The sequence below is a fragment of the Dyadobacter sp. HNCC25DJ185 genome, from assembly GCF_056895195.1.
In genome coordinates this window covers 123,695-137,961 of sequence record NZ_JBXHAR010000008.1, presented here as the reverse complement: position 1 = coordinate 137,961, position 14,267 = coordinate 123,695, and the positions used below count along the sequence as shown (strand labels likewise).

The window sequence follows — 14,267 nt, the reverse complement described above, 5'->3', positions numbered from 1 at the left end:
GCAGTGGATTTTCAAAGCTACTTTTTGGTGATCAGCGGGTACACGCGGACATAATCGATCTCCATTTTCTGAGGGAAAATGCTGTTGTCCAGACCCTTCTGTCCTCCCCAATTACCACCGATCGCAATATTTAAAATTAAATGCAGCGGTTTGTCAAACGGCCATTCCTGCCATTGATACGACGCCTCTCTGGCGAATTTGAAATAAGCATTGCCATCAACCAGCATTGAGATGGTATCCGGCGTCCACTCGCAGGAATAAACGTGGAACTCTTCGGACACACCAGGTACGATCAGATTATTGCCTTTATTGGTGTGGATTGAATGATTAAAGGCTTTGGTGTGAATATTGCCATGGATACGGTTCTGATCGAACCCAACATGTTCCATGATGTCGATCTCACCGTTATCCGGCCAACCTTTGTTCCCATAATTTCCTTCACTGAACAACATCCATATTGCAGGCCAGGTACCTAGCCCGTACGGGAGTTTTGCGCGGATCTCAAACTTGCCATAAAGAAAATCACCTTTCCCTTTAGAGACCAGGCGAGCGGAACTATAATCAGCGTTGCCCGATTTTTCCCTGATAGCCGTAATTACCAGATTGCCATTCTCGACTTTCGAATTCTCTATTTCGTCGGTATAATTTTCCAGCTCATTATTGCCCCAGCCGTGGTCGCCGAGGTCATAACTCCATTTGGCTGGATCTGGCCTGCCGCTGTAGGTAAATTCGTCCTGCCAGGATGGGGTAGTCGCGAATTCGTAGTGCAAAGGCTTTGATGAACTGACTAAGCCGGGAGGTTGAGAGCAACACGTCAGAATGCTACAGACCAGAGTAGGGACTGTGGATAGCAAATACTTTGTGTTAGTTGTTGTCTTACTTTTCCGCATGGTTTTAAGTTGTCAATAGGAGAGATCCAATTTCTTAGTGCGGTATCGGTCTTGTCCCGTTTTTTTACTGATTCGTACCGCCGGTTAGATATTTGGTTTAGGGTTTTTTTTGATGCTTTCATTCGGCCGATCGTAAGGATCGTACACGATAATTGGATCAAACTTAGAACATTTTATACTAAAATTGAAATGGGCCAGGAGGTTGATCCGACCTGTTACTTTTGTAGCCGAAATCAACTTTCATCCGATGAAAGAAATCAAATTCAGTACCGAAGTAAATGTAAAGCCCTCCGACTGGCGCATAGGGTATCATTCCAACATCCTGACTGTTGGCTCCTGCTTTGCGGAAGTGCTGGGAGATCAGCTTACGACCTATAAGTTTAATGTCCTGAATAATCCGTTCGGTACGGTTTTCAATCCCATTGCAATCTGTAAGATCCTGGACGCTGCTGTGAACGAAACGGCCCCCAATCCGGATTTGTACCTGCGGAATGCTGATAACGTATGGCTGCACCATGATTACCACTCTTCGCAATGGGGCACACAAAAAGAAACGCTGGAAGCACAGCTGATACAAAGGCTGGCCTCCGCCAGACTGTTTTTAAGAGACGCGAATTTGATGGTCATTACGCTTGGGACAGCCTACGCATTCCGACATAAAAGGACGAATCAAATCATCGGGAATTGCCACAAGCAGCCTGCAGATCAATTTGTGAAGGAACTGCTGCACCCGGACCAAATCGGCCAGGCAATGGAACAGGTTATCCAAAAACTACAAATGTTTCGCAGAGAATTGAAGATCATCGTCACGGTGAGCCCGGTTCGCCATACCCGGGATACTTTGCCTTTAAACCAGGTCAGTAAATCTATTTTGAGACTTGTTTGTCACAGGATATCCGAAAAGTATAAGCACGTCGAATATTTTCCTTCCTACGAGATGATGCTCGACGAACTCAGGGATTACCGTTTTTATGAGGAAGACCTCATCCATCCTAATAAAATCGCAGAAGAATATATTTTCAACAAATTTACCCAAACTTACATCGGCAGGGATGCAATGGATTTTATGCACGAATGGGAAAATATCATCCATTCCATTCAGCATAAGCCGCTCCACGGAAATACTGCCGGACAGCACAAGATGTTATTGAGCATCCTTCAGAAGTTGAAATCGGCCCCGGCAAATGTGGATGTCTCCAGAGAGATTTCGGAAATACAGACAAGGTTGGCGGAATTTCCCGGAAGAGATCAAACTCATTGACCGGATTTGTTGTTGCACAGTATCAGTACGAAGTCCTCAACCAGCATAATGGGAGAATTTACAATCAATAAAGAAAAAGTCTTACAAGCATTAAGCACCGTCGAAGAACCGGATCTTAAGAAAGATCTGGTGACGCTTGGAATGATTCAGGATATCGAGATCGGGGTTAACCAGGTCCGTTTCACGGTTGTTTTGACGACACCAGCCTGCCCTCTCAAGGAGTTGATCAGAAGAAATTGTGAAGCAGCGGTCCATGAACATTTAAGTCCCGACATTGAAGTAATTATCAAGCTTACAGCCAATGTGACTTCAACCCGGCATGCAGGCCCGCTCATCCCCGGCGTAAAAAATGTGATCGCCATTTCTTCTGGAAAAGGCGGTGTCGGGAAGTCAACGGTAACTGCCAATCTTGCGATGGCACTGCATCGTTCCGGTGCAAAAGTAGGGATTATCGATGCAGACATTTCCGGTCCGTCTATCCCAATGATGTTCGGGGCGCAGGATATGCAGCCGACCATCACCCCGAAGGACGGCAAAAATTACATTAACCCGATCCGGCAATACGGGATCAAAATGATCTCGATCGGGTTTCTGACACCTCCGGACAGCGCGGTGGTTTGGCGCGGCCCGATGGCCAGTCAGGCTTTGAAACAGTTTTTTGGAGATACTGATTGGGGAGAATTGGACTACCTTTTAATCGACTTGCCGCCAGGCACCAGCGATATACATCTCACGCTGGTACAAACTGTACCGGTAACAGGCGCCGTGGTTGTGACAACGCCGCAGAATGTGGCCCTGGCAGATGCAATAAAAGGACTTGCGATGTTCAGGCAGCCGCAAATCAATGTTCCTGTTCTTGGAATTATTGAAAATATGGCCTGGTTCACGCCAGAAGAATTGCCTGATCATCAGTATTTTATTTTTGGAAAAGGAGGCGGACAATCGCTGGCCGATAAATTTGACGTGCCGTTACTGGGCCAGATCCCTTTGGTACAGGGAATCCGGGAGGCAGGCGATAACGGTCGTCCTGCTGTAATGGATACGAACCCGATCGTCAATGACGCATTCAGGGATGCCGCGGAATCTTTGGCCCAGCAGGTTGCGATCAGAAATGCATCACGCGAAAAAACAAAAGCTGTGGAGGTCCAGGTTTAATGCAAAGGGATTCAGTATTTGATTTTTTGAATATAATCATGCATATTAGCAGATAGATTTTTGTAACAATGGATTCAAAAGAAAGAACTATAGAACTGATTGAGCAGGCGCTCGAAACTGTACGTCCCTATTTGCACGCAGACGGCGGTGATGTGAAATTGATTGAGGTGACAGACGAGATGATCGTTAAACTTGAATTGCAGGGATCTTGCCAAAGCTGTCCGATGAGCGCCATGACATTCCGAGCGGGTTTGGAAGAGTCGATCAGAAAGGCCGTTCCGTATGTTAATAAAGTGGTATCCGTGAGTGTTCCTGAGCTTGCGTAGAGCTTAAAATATTCCAGTGAATTTTTCTAAGAAAGCAGTCGCCTATAACGGGGACTGCTTTTTTTGGCTTAAAAACCCTTGGCTTGCGTAGCAGCAATTGATTACTCTTAATTAGTGGCTTATATTGCGTTAATGATTGAATGCACTAATCCGGATTTTAATATGCGTATCGGTATTTTTTTTGGAGGCCCTTCCCGGGAAAGGGAAATTTCTTTTGCCGGGGGTAAGACCGCTTTTGAATATTTGGATAAGACCCTTTTTGAGCCTGTTCCGGTTTTTGTCGACAGTTTTGGGCGCTTCATCCTGCTTGAAAAAGAGTTGATGTATTCCTCAGAAATTCGCGAATTTTACCCACCTAAAAGTATTCAGAAAGAAGGATTTAAGGTCTATATTGAATCTTTCCCGGAACTGATTGACGAGCCGGTCCCCAGTGAAATCGGGCTTATTTTAACCCCCGACGAATTCAAGGCGCATTTTGATTTTGTATTTCTTGCCATGCACGGCCCCGACTGTGAAGATGGCGCGATACAAGGCTTGCTGGAATGGTATAAAATTCCGTACAGCGGGCCAGGATTGATGGGTTCGGCAGTTGGAATTGATAAAATCCTGCAAAATGAAATGATTGCGCTTGTCAACGGGCAGCAGAAAAAAAGCTGGACTTTGACTTACGATAAATGGGTGCCCCGGGAATATCCAATCCTTTTTCAGGTTCTCAAAAAGCATCTGGGACTTCCGCTGGTGATCAAAGCGCCCCACCAGGGTTCTTCCATCGGGGTTGCAATTGTGAAGGAAGATTCACTCGAAGAATTTACATCGGCAGTGAACCAATGCTTTTTCCAGATTGAACTGGATGCCGCGACGTGGAAATCTTTTGACAGTGCCGAAAAACAGGCCTGGGGGCAGAAGATCGCTAATCTGGATGAAGGAATTGGCTTTCCCGTTGTTTTTGATGGCAATGTCGTGTACCATCCATCCAAATTGATCGCTCAGCTCGATACCTATTTTTCTCTGGGTCATGAACAAGCATTTCTGAGCAGCCAGAACAGCGAAGACCAGGTACTGATCGAGGAGTTTGTGGAAGGCCAGGAGTTTTCGTGCGGCTGCATCCAGTTTGACAACGGAAAGCCACTTGCATTACCGCCAAGCGAAGTCATCAAAATGGTAAAAGTGTTCGACTTCAATGCGAAATACAAACCCGGCGCAAGTCGCAAGCGCATTCCTGTAGATACGTCCCTTGAAAAAAATCAGGAAATACAGAAAGTGATAAGGGAAGTGTTTGAGCAGTTGGGGATCAATGTTTGTGTTCGCATTGACGGATTTTTAACGCCCGACGGTACCATTTTACTCCACGATCCCAACACAATTCCGGGAATGTCACCCACGTCATTTATTTTCAAACAGATGGCAGAAATTGGCCTGAATGTGACCCAGGCACTGACATACCTTGTAAGGCAATCGATCCGCGAAAGGATACGTACCGGCAAGGATACCTGGCGGCTGAGAAGCCAGTTGGAGGAACTTGATTCAAAGATCAGGGCAAGTCATGCCGTAGTGAAGCCTACCGAAGTAATCGTTTTTGGTGCAACAGACGAAGAGTATGCACGGGCACGGCTTAAGTATGGCAGGTTGAATGCCGAGGGGCAAGTTTCGCCAATACCGGTTTTGAAGACAGGGGAAGGGAAATTTTATAAGCTAACCAACCCGCTGATGTTCAAGGAGTATGTAGCTGATGTAGAGGCATTATTGACTGCCGAACGACATCCACTCTTAGTTGAAACTTCCCAAAGAGCAGAGTCGCTTACTACATTTTATGCGGGTGACGTCTCTTATCAGGTGAGTGTTTATTCTGAAATTTCCGAAATGGCATTTCCCTCCTAAATGTTGTAGATTGTATTTTATATTCATTCCTATCGAAAATAAATATTTTAATGGCACACGGCGCTGAGAAAGTAAGATTAAGCCTTCAGAAAGAAAATAAGGGATGGAAAAAGTGGGGCCCTTATTTATCCGAACGCCAATGGGGAACAGTTCGTGAAGATTATAGCGGAAATGGTGATGCCTGGAATTACATTACCCACGAAATGGCTCTCTCCAAAGCCTATCGTTGGGGAGAGGATGGCATTGGCGGATTTTCAGATAATAAACAGCATATATGCCTCTCGTTCGCATTCTGGAACCATAACGACAAAATTCTCAAGGAGCGTATCTTCGGGTTGACTAACCGGGAGTCCAATCATGGCGAAGATGTGAAGGAAATGTACTATTACCTTGACAGTACGCCGACGCATTCCTATACCAAAATGCTTTATAAATATCCGCAGCAATTATTTCCGTATGAAAAATTGCGTCAGGAGAACGGCAGGAGGGGTAAGGCTGACCCGGAGTACGAAATCATGGACACCGGTGTTTTCGATGACAATGAATATTTTGACATTTTTATCGAACATGCCAAAGCAGACGAAGAGGATATTTTAATGAAAGTGACGGTTTTCAATCGCGGCCCCGTTGACGCGCCGATTACTGTTTTGCCGACCATCATGTTCCGCAATACCTGGTCGTGGGGATATGAGGCCTTCAATTATAAACCGATCATGAACGGTATCTCCAACCGTTTGATCGAGGTAACCCACCGGAAGCACGGCAAATACAACTTATATCTCGACAATGCCGACGAGCTGCTGTTTTGTGAGAACGAAACAAACTTTAAAAAGCTCTATGGAACGGCCAACAACACGGCTTATCCTAAGGACGGAATCAACGACTACATTGTAAGTTCAGGAAAAAGCAATACGGTTAACCCTAACCACATCGGGACCAAAGCTTCCGGAAAGTTTACCAAGACAATCAAGGCTGGTGAAAGCGCGGTTTTTCGTCTGAGATATGTAAATCATTCTATATCAGAACCGTTCGGAGGTTTTGAGGATCTTTTTGCAAAGAGGATCAGGGAAGCCGACGAATTTTATGACGATATCCAGAAAGATGTTTCTGATTCGGATTTAAGGTCCATTCAGCGGCAGGCTTATGCCGGAATGCTCTGGAGTAAGCAATTTTATTACTACAATGTTTATGAATGGCTGAAAGGGGACCCTGCACAGCCGGGGCCTAACCAGGGAAGGAAGTGGGGACGAAACTCAGGATGGAAACATTTATACGCGGCGAATATCATTTCCATGCCCGACAAGTGGGAGTATCCCTGGTTTGCTGCCTGGGACCTGGCATTCCATTGTGTTCCCCTGGCCAGGGTAGATGCGGATTTTGCCAAAAGGCAGCTCGAAATCCTACTTAGGGAATATTACATGCACCCTAATGGTCAGATTCCGGCCTATGAATGGAATTTTTCTGATGTGAACCCACCGGTTCACGGCTGGGCTACCTGGAAGGTTTACGAGATAGACCGCGAGCAGAACAACGGGATTGGGGATATCCAGTTCCTGGAAAAAATATTCCATAAACTGCTTCTGAACTTTACCTGGTGGGTAAATCAAAAGGACGATACCGGAAATAACATCTTTAGTGGGGGCTTTCTCGGCTTGGATAATATCGGCGTTTTTGACCGTTCCACCCCCATGCCTTTTGGGGGAAAGCTGCAACAGGCCGATGCAACCGGCTGGATGGCGATGTATACGCTTAATATGTTGCGCATTTCCGTGGAAATAGCGTTGGTACATCCGGTTTACCAGGATATGGCATCCAAATTCTTTGAGCACTTTTTGCACATCGCAGGTGCCATGGAGTCCATTGGAGGGAAAAACTCGTCTATCAGCCTCTGGGACGAAGAAGACCAGTTTTACTATGATGTGATCCATATTCCCAATGGACAAAGCATTCTCTTAAAAGTCCGCTCTATTGTGGGGTTAATTCCATTGTTCGCAGTCGAAATTCTTGACCCTCAAAACCTTGATAAACTGCCGATGTTCAAACGCCGCGTTGAATGGGTTTTGGCTAACCGCCCGGATTTGGCCAGGTTAATATCGCGTTGGTTCGAATCGGGCAAAGGTGAAAATCGTCTGCTGTCGATTCTGCGAGGCCACCGGATGAAAATGATCATGAAACGAATGCTGGACGAAAGCGAGTTCCTTTCGGATTATGGTGTGCGGGCTTTGTCCAAATACCACGAAGAAAACCCATACAAGTTTTATATCAATGGTGAGGTGCTACAAGTGGATTATACGCCGGCCGAGGCGCTTACCGATATCATGGGCGGAAATTCTAACTGGCGGGGGCCGATCTGGTTTCCGCTGAACTATCTGATTTTTGATTCACTGATGAAATTCCATGCCTATTATGGTGAGGATTTCATGGTGGAATATCCTACCAACTCAGGGAATTTAGCTACAATCAAAGATGCTGCAATGGCGATTGCGTGCCGCTTAATCGATATTTTCAAAAAAGATACCGAAGGGAACCGAGCTGTGTACGGCCATGATGAAAAAATGCAGAAAGACAATCATTTCAATGATCACGTTCTGTTTTACGAATATTTCCACGGTGATAATGGCCGCGGTTGCGGGGCAAGCCATCAGACAGGCTGGACGGGACTGGTAGCGGAATTAATCCTGAAGACTGCGAACGAAACAGCGAAACAAAGCGAGAAAGAAGAGCTGGAAATAAGTAAATAATTCCGGCATATATTTACATTTAGAGTTTTATTTCTAAATCAATTTTATTAAAACGTATTATGACTGCGCAACTGGACACGAATGTAACGGCCAAAGTGAATAGCTGGCTGAACGGTGATTATGATATCGATACAAAACAATCCATTCAGCAATTGATTGATGAAGGAAATGATACAGAACTGACCGACGCATTTTATAAAGACCTGGAATTTGGGACTGGTGGTCTGCGCGGGCTGATAGGTATTGGGTCCAACAGGATGAACCGGTACACGGTGGGCACTGCAACACAAGGGTTGGCTAATTATCTGAATAAAGCTTTTCCAAATGAAGAAAAGAAGGTGGCCATCGCCTACGACAGCCGCATTAAGTCGGATGAATTTGCTAAGATCATTGCTGATATTTTTTCTGCAAATGGGATCACTGTTTATCTCTTCGAGGCGCTTCGTCCCACGCCTGAACTGTCTTTCGCGATCCGTTTGCTGGGTTGCAAAAGCGGGGTAGTGGTCACTGCTTCTCACAATCCAAAGGAATATAACGGCTACAAAGCTTATTGGGATGATGGTTCTCAGGTAGTTGCTCCTCACGATACCAATATCATTGGCGAAGTGAATGCGATCCAGTCCATCGACGATGTAAAATTTGAAGGTGACTCTTCAAAAATCATCAAGATCGGTGCCGATGTTGACAACAAATACATGGACCACATTTTGTCGCTTTCTATTTCAAAAGAAGCGATTCAACGTCAGAAAGGCCTCAAAATAGTATATACCCCATTGCACGGGACAGGTGTTACGCTGGTTCCCCAGCTTCTTGCCAAAATGGGTTTTGAAGCAGTTACGGTAATCGAAGAACAGGCCGAGCCAAAAGGTAACGGACAATTTCCGACTGTGGTTTATCCCAATCCCGAAGAAAGCGAGGCAATGTCCAAAGCCGTTGAAAAAGCGAAGGAAATTGATGCGGACCTGGTTTTGGGTACCGATCCTGACGCAGACCGTGTAGGTATTGCGGTTAAAAATCACCATGGCGAAATCCAGTTGCTCAATGGTAATCAGACTGCCAGCGTGCTGATCTACTATTTATTGAACGCCTGGAAAGACGCCGGGAAACTGACAGGTTCTCAATTCGTTTGCAAAACCATTGTAACTACCGACCTGATCGACAAAATGGCGGCTGCATACGACGTGAAATGTTACAATACGCTTACCGGTTTCAAATACATTGCGCAGGTTATCCGCGAGAAAGAAGGCGTGGAGCAATTCATTGGTGGTGGTGAAGAAAGCTATGGCTACCTGATTGGCGACGCGGTCCGTGATAAGGATGCGATTGCGTCTTGCGCCATGATCGCCGAGCTTACTGCTTATGCAAAAGACAAAGGGTTAAGCCTTTTTGATATGTTGATGGAAATCTACAAACAGTTTGGTTTCTATTACGAAGGGCTTATTTCTCTAACTAAAAAGGGAAAAAGCGGCGCGGACGAAATTCAGCAAATGATGGCTGATTTCAGGGCTAATCCTCCAAAGACATTGGCAGGTTCGCCGGTGATCAGGATGGATGACTATAAGGCACTTAGCACAGTGGATTTCACAAGTGGCACCACACATTCCATTCCTTCGGGCGAAATGGGTATTGAGTCTTCCAACGTATTACAGTTCTTCACCGAAGACGGCACCAAATTCACCTGCCGCCCGTCAGGTACTGAGCCAAAGATCAAATTCTATGTAGGTGTTCGTGCTCCATTGGAGAAAAATGAGGATTTCGATAGTGTTTATGCAAGTCTCAAGGATAAAGTGAAGGCGATTGGGGAAGAGTTGGGATTGAAATAAGTTAGCATGTTGTCTATAAATAAAAGCCGCTTGTAAAAGTGGCTTTTATTATTTAGTGTAAATCACAACTTGTTCTTTTCCCTGACGGTCATCCTTGAGAATTGTGATCTTTTCAATCTTTTCAAAAGGAATCGCATTGGCGTCGTTGAAGGAAGAAAGCTTCAAGTCCACTTGGAACTCAGCGAATTTGTGAGTAGCATCCACTAGCAACGTATTGTCAGCTGATTTGCCTATTCCGACTTTTTTTAGCAATTCTTTACCGTTTTCTCCATCGAGTGCCTCTATTAGATAAGTGCTTGCGGATCCATATGATCCATCATTAACTAGTTTTGCGAATTTGTATTCCCGATATTCCCGTGCCTTTTCTTGCGAAAGCATAACTGCTTTTTCATAATCTTTTTCAAGGCTGGTTTGAATGGGGTCGGGCGGGAGATGGCCCATACCTAATTCCCCTGTTTTGGTAATGTACCCGGAAACTCCCTTAATAGGTGAAAATTTATCAATTCCTTCATTACTCTGGCCGGAAGAGCCGTTTTTTACGCTTACGCGCACAATGGCACTGGTGATAAATATCTGCAATTGATCATATTCAATGACATTGACGGTCATCTCTCCGCCAAATGCTTTGATCTCATTCATCACTTCGCTAATATCCTGCCACTTTGCCAGCGGAGATATTGCCCAGTAAAGCGCATCGTTTTTCTTGATCACCCATTTGCTTTGAAATAGCTGTACCGAGTCAATACGCGCCGGGTTGTCCTCGTCGGCGAGGGCCAAATCTGACAAGCTATCTTCTGAAATTACCGCTGCCGGTTCAAACGAGATCGCACTTTCGTTTTCTCCAAGGGTTGCAATGGCTGGCCTTATAAGTGCCGGGGCCATCTCTGCAAAAGTGATGGTGTACGGTGCCACAAACGCTGACGATACATATAACATGGCTAATAGAAGCAAATATTTTCCCCAGACAAGTCCTCGCGACGGTTTTTTATTCATCATTTTGATCCGGTTTTTTAGCAATGATTGGGCGAATGAAGTCGTTAGTGGGATCTCCTTCGATTGCAGTACCGCTTTTACCAGACTGTACTGGTATTGCTTTCTCTCAAAACCATTTTTCAATACGGCACGGTCGGCCAGATATTCCAGATTAGCTTGTACCAATTTTTGATGAAACCACGCAAACGGGTTGAACCAGAGTATAATACGTTGCAATTCGGCCAATAAAAGATCCAGGCTGTGCCATTGTAATGCATGTTCGGTTTCATGAGCAAGGATATGCTGTAACTCGCCGGGTTGATGTTTCTCAGGATTCACGATGATCCATCTGAAAAATGAGTAAGGCGCATCACTCCGCGTATTTCTGACAAAAATCAGTCTCCGGTCCGATCTTTCTCCGGGAGATCGCATCAGCGTCCAAATAAGGCGGCCTACCTGATAAAGAAAGGAAACCGCCAGTACAAAAACACCCGAAATGTAAACAATCAAAAGCCAGTGCGTTAAATGAAGCGCCTTGATACGCTGGGACAGCGAGCTGAGCCTTCGGTTACTGATAACGGATGGCGCCAGGTTGTATGCCACAATTTTTTCCCTTACCACCGGTGCAGCCTGAACAATCTTAGGGATCGTCTGGTGAAATTCGCTCTGGATCCGGGTTGGGCCCCAATCCGGCAGGGAAACAAGCGGCAGGCTCCACGCGGCTATTACATTGAACCAGAGCAAAACCCGGTTTAGTTTGGAAAAGGTTTCAAACTGAACCATCCATCTGTAACCCACGGTTAGAATGGCGAGTAAAAGACTGACTTTCAAAAGGTAAGGAAATAGCATAAGCGGGCATTTTAATGGTGAAACACGGATACTTTACTCTCCTTCTTCAATCATTTTGATAATATCCCGAAGTTCGTCCGGGGTCACTTTTTCATTTTTTACGAAATAAGCAACCAGGTCTTTATACGAGTCGTTAAAATAACTCCCCACTACCTTGTTGAGCACAAAATGATTCTGGTAATCTTCTTTATTCACGGTGGGGAAATATTCATAAGTATTCCCAAATTGCCGGTGACCCGCATAGCCCTTTTCCTCCAAATTCCTGATGATTGTTGACAGGGTGTTATAATGCAATTTCGGCTCGGTAAAGAGCGGAAGCATATCTTTTACAAAGGCACTCTGCAGATTCCAAAGCACCTGCATTACCTCCTCTTCCTTATTGGTCAGCTTTTCAAGTTTCATCATACAAGTATAAAACTATTTTTATAGTTAAAAAACTATTTTTCTAGTGAAAATGCTTTTTGGAATTATTGTCTGATGCCACTGGCAGGCAGACTATTATAAATTTGAGATATCCCGTTAGTTTATTATCTGATTCTTTACGATGAGCAGGTGACTTCACAACAAGTTACGGACCACCTTGCTCGTACAGGCTTTCCTGGATAATGCGGCGGAAGAGCATGGCTCCCCGCGCGCCAGGAGGGCTGTGGAAGCGGAAGGAGAGAAATCCCGCACCCGTGTAGGTGGTGAACGGACTTCCCAAAGGACGGTAACCAATGAACGGTCATAGCAATTGGGCTTGGTAGGCTCGTTTCTAACTTATTGATTTCAAAAAAGTCGAAGTCGTCGTCGGAAATCTGAAGGTGACGAACGTTACATTGCAATCAGCGGTGTTTGTCATGAATGAAGTTGTGGTGACCAGTCCTGTACAAACCCGGGAAAAGCGCTTAGTCGGCTATTCAGTACAGACCATTAAGTCCGATAAGGTGCCTGGTATCGCTCCAAAAGCAAAATGCGCCAATCATGTCTTCGAAGTAGTTACAGAAAGTAGCCTGGGCTTCATCCAGGCGGAAGGTGACTTTGAAAACAAAACCATCATCAGGATCCAGTGGAAGCGTCCGGATTTTTCATATTAAAGAATCGGGACGCTTTTTAATGTGTTAAATCTGATGCAAATTCGGATGTTTACAAACTCCTCATTTATCTTTGGAATGAAAAGCTGCTAAACTCGATATGCGTCCGAAAGTGAATTTGAAAGATCCTTTTACCATTCCACTGCGGATCGTTACGTGTATTCTTTTTCTGACCATTCATCAATCTTTGGCCCAACAGGCGGGTACTGTGACGCTGGTCGGAAAGGTTACCGATGACAAAACGGGTAAGCCACTGCCGTTTGCAAATGTGTTTATCAATAACTCCACGATCGGGACGAATGCGGACGAAAATGGGAATTACAGACTGAGTAACCTTGCAGTCGGTAATCTCGAAATGGTCGTTTCGTTTTTAGGGTTTGAAACCGTAAAACAGACGCTTCGTTTTGAACAGCCCGGGATTAAAACCGTTCTTTTCAAACTACGGGAAGGGCAGGAATTGCAAGGCGTTACCATTTACGCCAAGAAGAACAAGAAGAGAGAAAGAAACCTCAAAACCATTACACGTGAGCTGCTGGGCAACACCAGGTTCAGTAAACAATGTAGGATCATAAATCCCGAGGTACTCAGGATCTCAGAAGATGACGACGGGCATTTGCGTGCACAGACCATCAGTCCGTTGATAATCGAAAATAATGCATTGGGTTACCGGATTCATCAGGACCTCGACGATTTCGACTATTTCAGCGGAAAAGTTTATTATGGAGGCAGCACGCGGTTTGAATTGCTGACACCCAAGGACAGCCTGCAGAAAAAGCAGTGGAGGGCCAATCAAAAAATTGCTTACCAGGGTTCATTAAAACACTTACTCGCGAGCATGGTCTCGGATAGCCTTGAAGAACAGGGTTTTAAGGTATATCAGGCTATTCCGGATTCGCTTCGGTTTTCTAAATCGGTCCGATCGACCAATGGATTAAATATGTTGTCCAATCACTTGCATAACCGGATCGAACAAGTGAGAGGTTTTAAACTGGTGAGGCCCGGTGAACTGGCTACAGAGAGATTGGTAGTGTCGACAACGCAACTGGAAGTGTTTAATATGAAAAGACGCTCCAGATCCCCTTATTCCGACATGCCTTACGCCTATACTCAGGTCACCATGCCCCAAGGGTATATGGTGATCACGCCACAGGGATGGGTGGTGATGCCAATGGGGTTTGAAATTGCCGGTGACCTGGGGAACGACCGCTTTTCTACTTTGTTACCTGCCGATTGGAGACGAGACGATTAGATCACGTTTCTGTAGTTAGCCGACCCTGTCCTTAGCAAAAATGGACTGCC

12 protein-coding genes are annotated in these 14,267 nt (G+C 45.4%); 9 read left to right on the top strand and 3 right to left on the bottom strand.

The genetic code is table 11. From position 1 onward, the window contains the following. Nucleotides 1-17 precede the first annotated feature (17 nt). Nucleotides 18-770: a glycoside hydrolase family 16 protein gene (locus AC1XUF_RS22830; RefSeq protein WP_483344160.1), complete on the bottom strand. Its 753-nt coding sequence runs from the start codon at nt 768-770 to the stop codon at nt 18-20. A gap of 367 nt (nt 771-1,137) precedes the next feature. Here AC1XUF_RS22830 and AC1XUF_RS22825 point away from each other — a divergent pair, with 367 nt between their 5' ends. From AC1XUF_RS22825 to AC1XUF_RS22800, 6 genes are all read left to right on the top strand, one after another. Then, nucleotides 1,138-2,151 carry a GSCFA domain-containing protein gene (locus AC1XUF_RS22825; protein WP_483344159.1) on the top strand — a complete coding sequence of 338 codons (1,014 nt, stop codon included), beginning with the start codon at nt 1,138-1,140 and terminating at the stop codon, nt 2,149-2,151. Nucleotides 2,152-2,199: 48 nt separating this feature from the next. After that, nucleotides 2,200-3,306, top strand: a complete 1,107-nt coding sequence (locus AC1XUF_RS22820; RefSeq protein ID WP_483344158.1) for an Mrp/NBP35 family ATP-binding protein — start codon at nt 2,200-2,202, stop codon at nt 3,304-3,306. Between the two features lie 68 nt (nt 3,307-3,374). Continuing rightward, nucleotides 3,375-3,632: a NifU family protein gene (locus AC1XUF_RS22815; RefSeq protein WP_483344157.1), complete on the top strand. Its 258-nt coding sequence runs from the start codon at nt 3,375-3,377 to the stop codon at nt 3,630-3,632. A gap of 162 nt (nt 3,633-3,794) precedes the next feature. After that, complete coding sequence (locus tag AC1XUF_RS22810) at nt 3,795-5,510, top strand: D-alanine--D-alanine ligase family protein (protein ID WP_483344156.1); 1,716 nt, start codon at nt 3,795-3,797, stop codon at nt 5,508-5,510. A gap of 50 nt (nt 5,511-5,560) precedes the next feature. After that, nucleotides 5,561-8,251 carry an MGH1-like glycoside hydrolase domain-containing protein gene (locus AC1XUF_RS22805; protein ID WP_483344155.1) on the top strand — a complete coding sequence of 897 codons (2,691 nt, stop codon included), beginning with the start codon at nt 5,561-5,563 and terminating at the stop codon, nt 8,249-8,251. 59 nt (nt 8,252-8,310) lie between these two features. Further along, nucleotides 8,311-10,074, top strand: coding sequence for a phospho-sugar mutase (locus tag AC1XUF_RS22800; RefSeq protein ID WP_483344154.1), 1,764 nt, complete (start codon nt 8,311-8,313; stop codon nt 10,072-10,074). 48 nt (nt 10,075-10,122) lie between these two features. Here the strand turns inward: AC1XUF_RS22800 and AC1XUF_RS22795 are convergent, their stop codons facing one another. Further along, nucleotides 10,123-11,895 carry a M56 family metallopeptidase gene (locus AC1XUF_RS22795; RefSeq protein WP_483344153.1) on the bottom strand — a complete coding sequence of 591 codons (1,773 nt, stop codon included), beginning with the start codon at nt 11,893-11,895 and terminating at the stop codon, nt 10,123-10,125. Nucleotides 11,896-11,928: 33 nt separating this feature from the next. After that, entirely contained in the window at nt 11,929-12,300 is a 372-nt protein-coding gene (locus tag AC1XUF_RS22790) for a BlaI/MecI/CopY family transcriptional regulator (RefSeq protein ID WP_483344152.1), read from the bottom strand. Between the two features lie 175 nt (nt 12,301-12,475). Here AC1XUF_RS22790 and AC1XUF_RS22785 point away from each other — a divergent pair, with 175 nt between their 5' ends. The 3 genes from AC1XUF_RS22785 to AC1XUF_RS22775 all read left to right on the top strand — a co-directional run bounded on the left by AC1XUF_RS22785 (nt 12,476) and on the right by AC1XUF_RS22775 (nt 14,217). Further along, the gene (locus tag AC1XUF_RS22785) at nt 12,476-12,625 is read left to right on the top strand and encodes a hypothetical protein (RefSeq protein ID WP_483344151.1); all 150 of its coding nucleotides are present in this window, start codon (nt 12,476-12,478) and stop codon (nt 12,623-12,625) included. Nucleotides 12,626-12,734: 109 nt separating this feature from the next. Then, entirely contained in the window at nt 12,735-12,971 is a 237-nt protein-coding gene (locus AC1XUF_RS22780) for a hypothetical protein (protein ID WP_483344150.1), read from the top strand. Between the two features lie 97 nt (nt 12,972-13,068). Next, on the top strand, nt 13,069-14,217 hold the full coding sequence (locus AC1XUF_RS22775; protein WP_483344149.1) for a carboxypeptidase-like regulatory domain-containing protein: 1,149 nt from the start codon (nt 13,069-13,071) through the stop codon (nt 14,215-14,217). The last annotated feature ends 50 nt before the right edge of the window (nt 14,218-14,267 follow it).

What these genes read in the sequence shown, in the direction of transcription:
- AC1XUF_RS22800 (WP_483344154.1), top strand. Translation starts at nt 8,311, where the DNA reads ATGACTGCGCAACTGGACACGAATGTAACGGCCAAAGTGAATAGCTGG.
- AC1XUF_RS22795 (WP_483344153.1), bottom strand. Translation starts at nt 11,895, where the DNA reads ATGCTATTTCCTTACCTTTTGAAAGTCAGTCTTTTACTCGCCATTCTA.
- AC1XUF_RS22780 (WP_483344150.1), top strand. Translation starts at nt 12,735, where the DNA reads ATGAATGAAGTTGTGGTGACCAGTCCTGTACAAACCCGGGAAAAGCGC.
- AC1XUF_RS22775 (WP_483344149.1), top strand. Translation starts at nt 13,069, where the DNA reads ATGCGTCCGAAAGTGAATTTGAAAGATCCTTTTACCATTCCACTGCGG.
- AC1XUF_RS22790 (WP_483344152.1), bottom strand. Translation starts at nt 12,300, where the DNA reads ATGATGAAACTTGAAAAGCTGACCAATAAGGAAGAGGAGGTAATGCAG.
- AC1XUF_RS22825 (WP_483344159.1), top strand. Translation starts at nt 1,138, where the DNA reads ATGAAAGAAATCAAATTCAGTACCGAAGTAAATGTAAAGCCCTCCGAC.
- AC1XUF_RS22820 (WP_483344158.1), top strand. Translation starts at nt 2,200, where the DNA reads ATGGGAGAATTTACAATCAATAAAGAAAAAGTCTTACAAGCATTAAGC.
- AC1XUF_RS22805 (WP_483344155.1), top strand. Translation starts at nt 5,561, where the DNA reads ATGGCACACGGCGCTGAGAAAGTAAGATTAAGCCTTCAGAAAGAAAAT.
- AC1XUF_RS22810 (WP_483344156.1), top strand. Translation starts at nt 3,795, where the DNA reads ATGCGTATCGGTATTTTTTTTGGAGGCCCTTCCCGGGAAAGGGAAATT.
- AC1XUF_RS22815 (WP_483344157.1), top strand. Translation starts at nt 3,375, where the DNA reads ATGGATTCAAAAGAAAGAACTATAGAACTGATTGAGCAGGCGCTCGAA.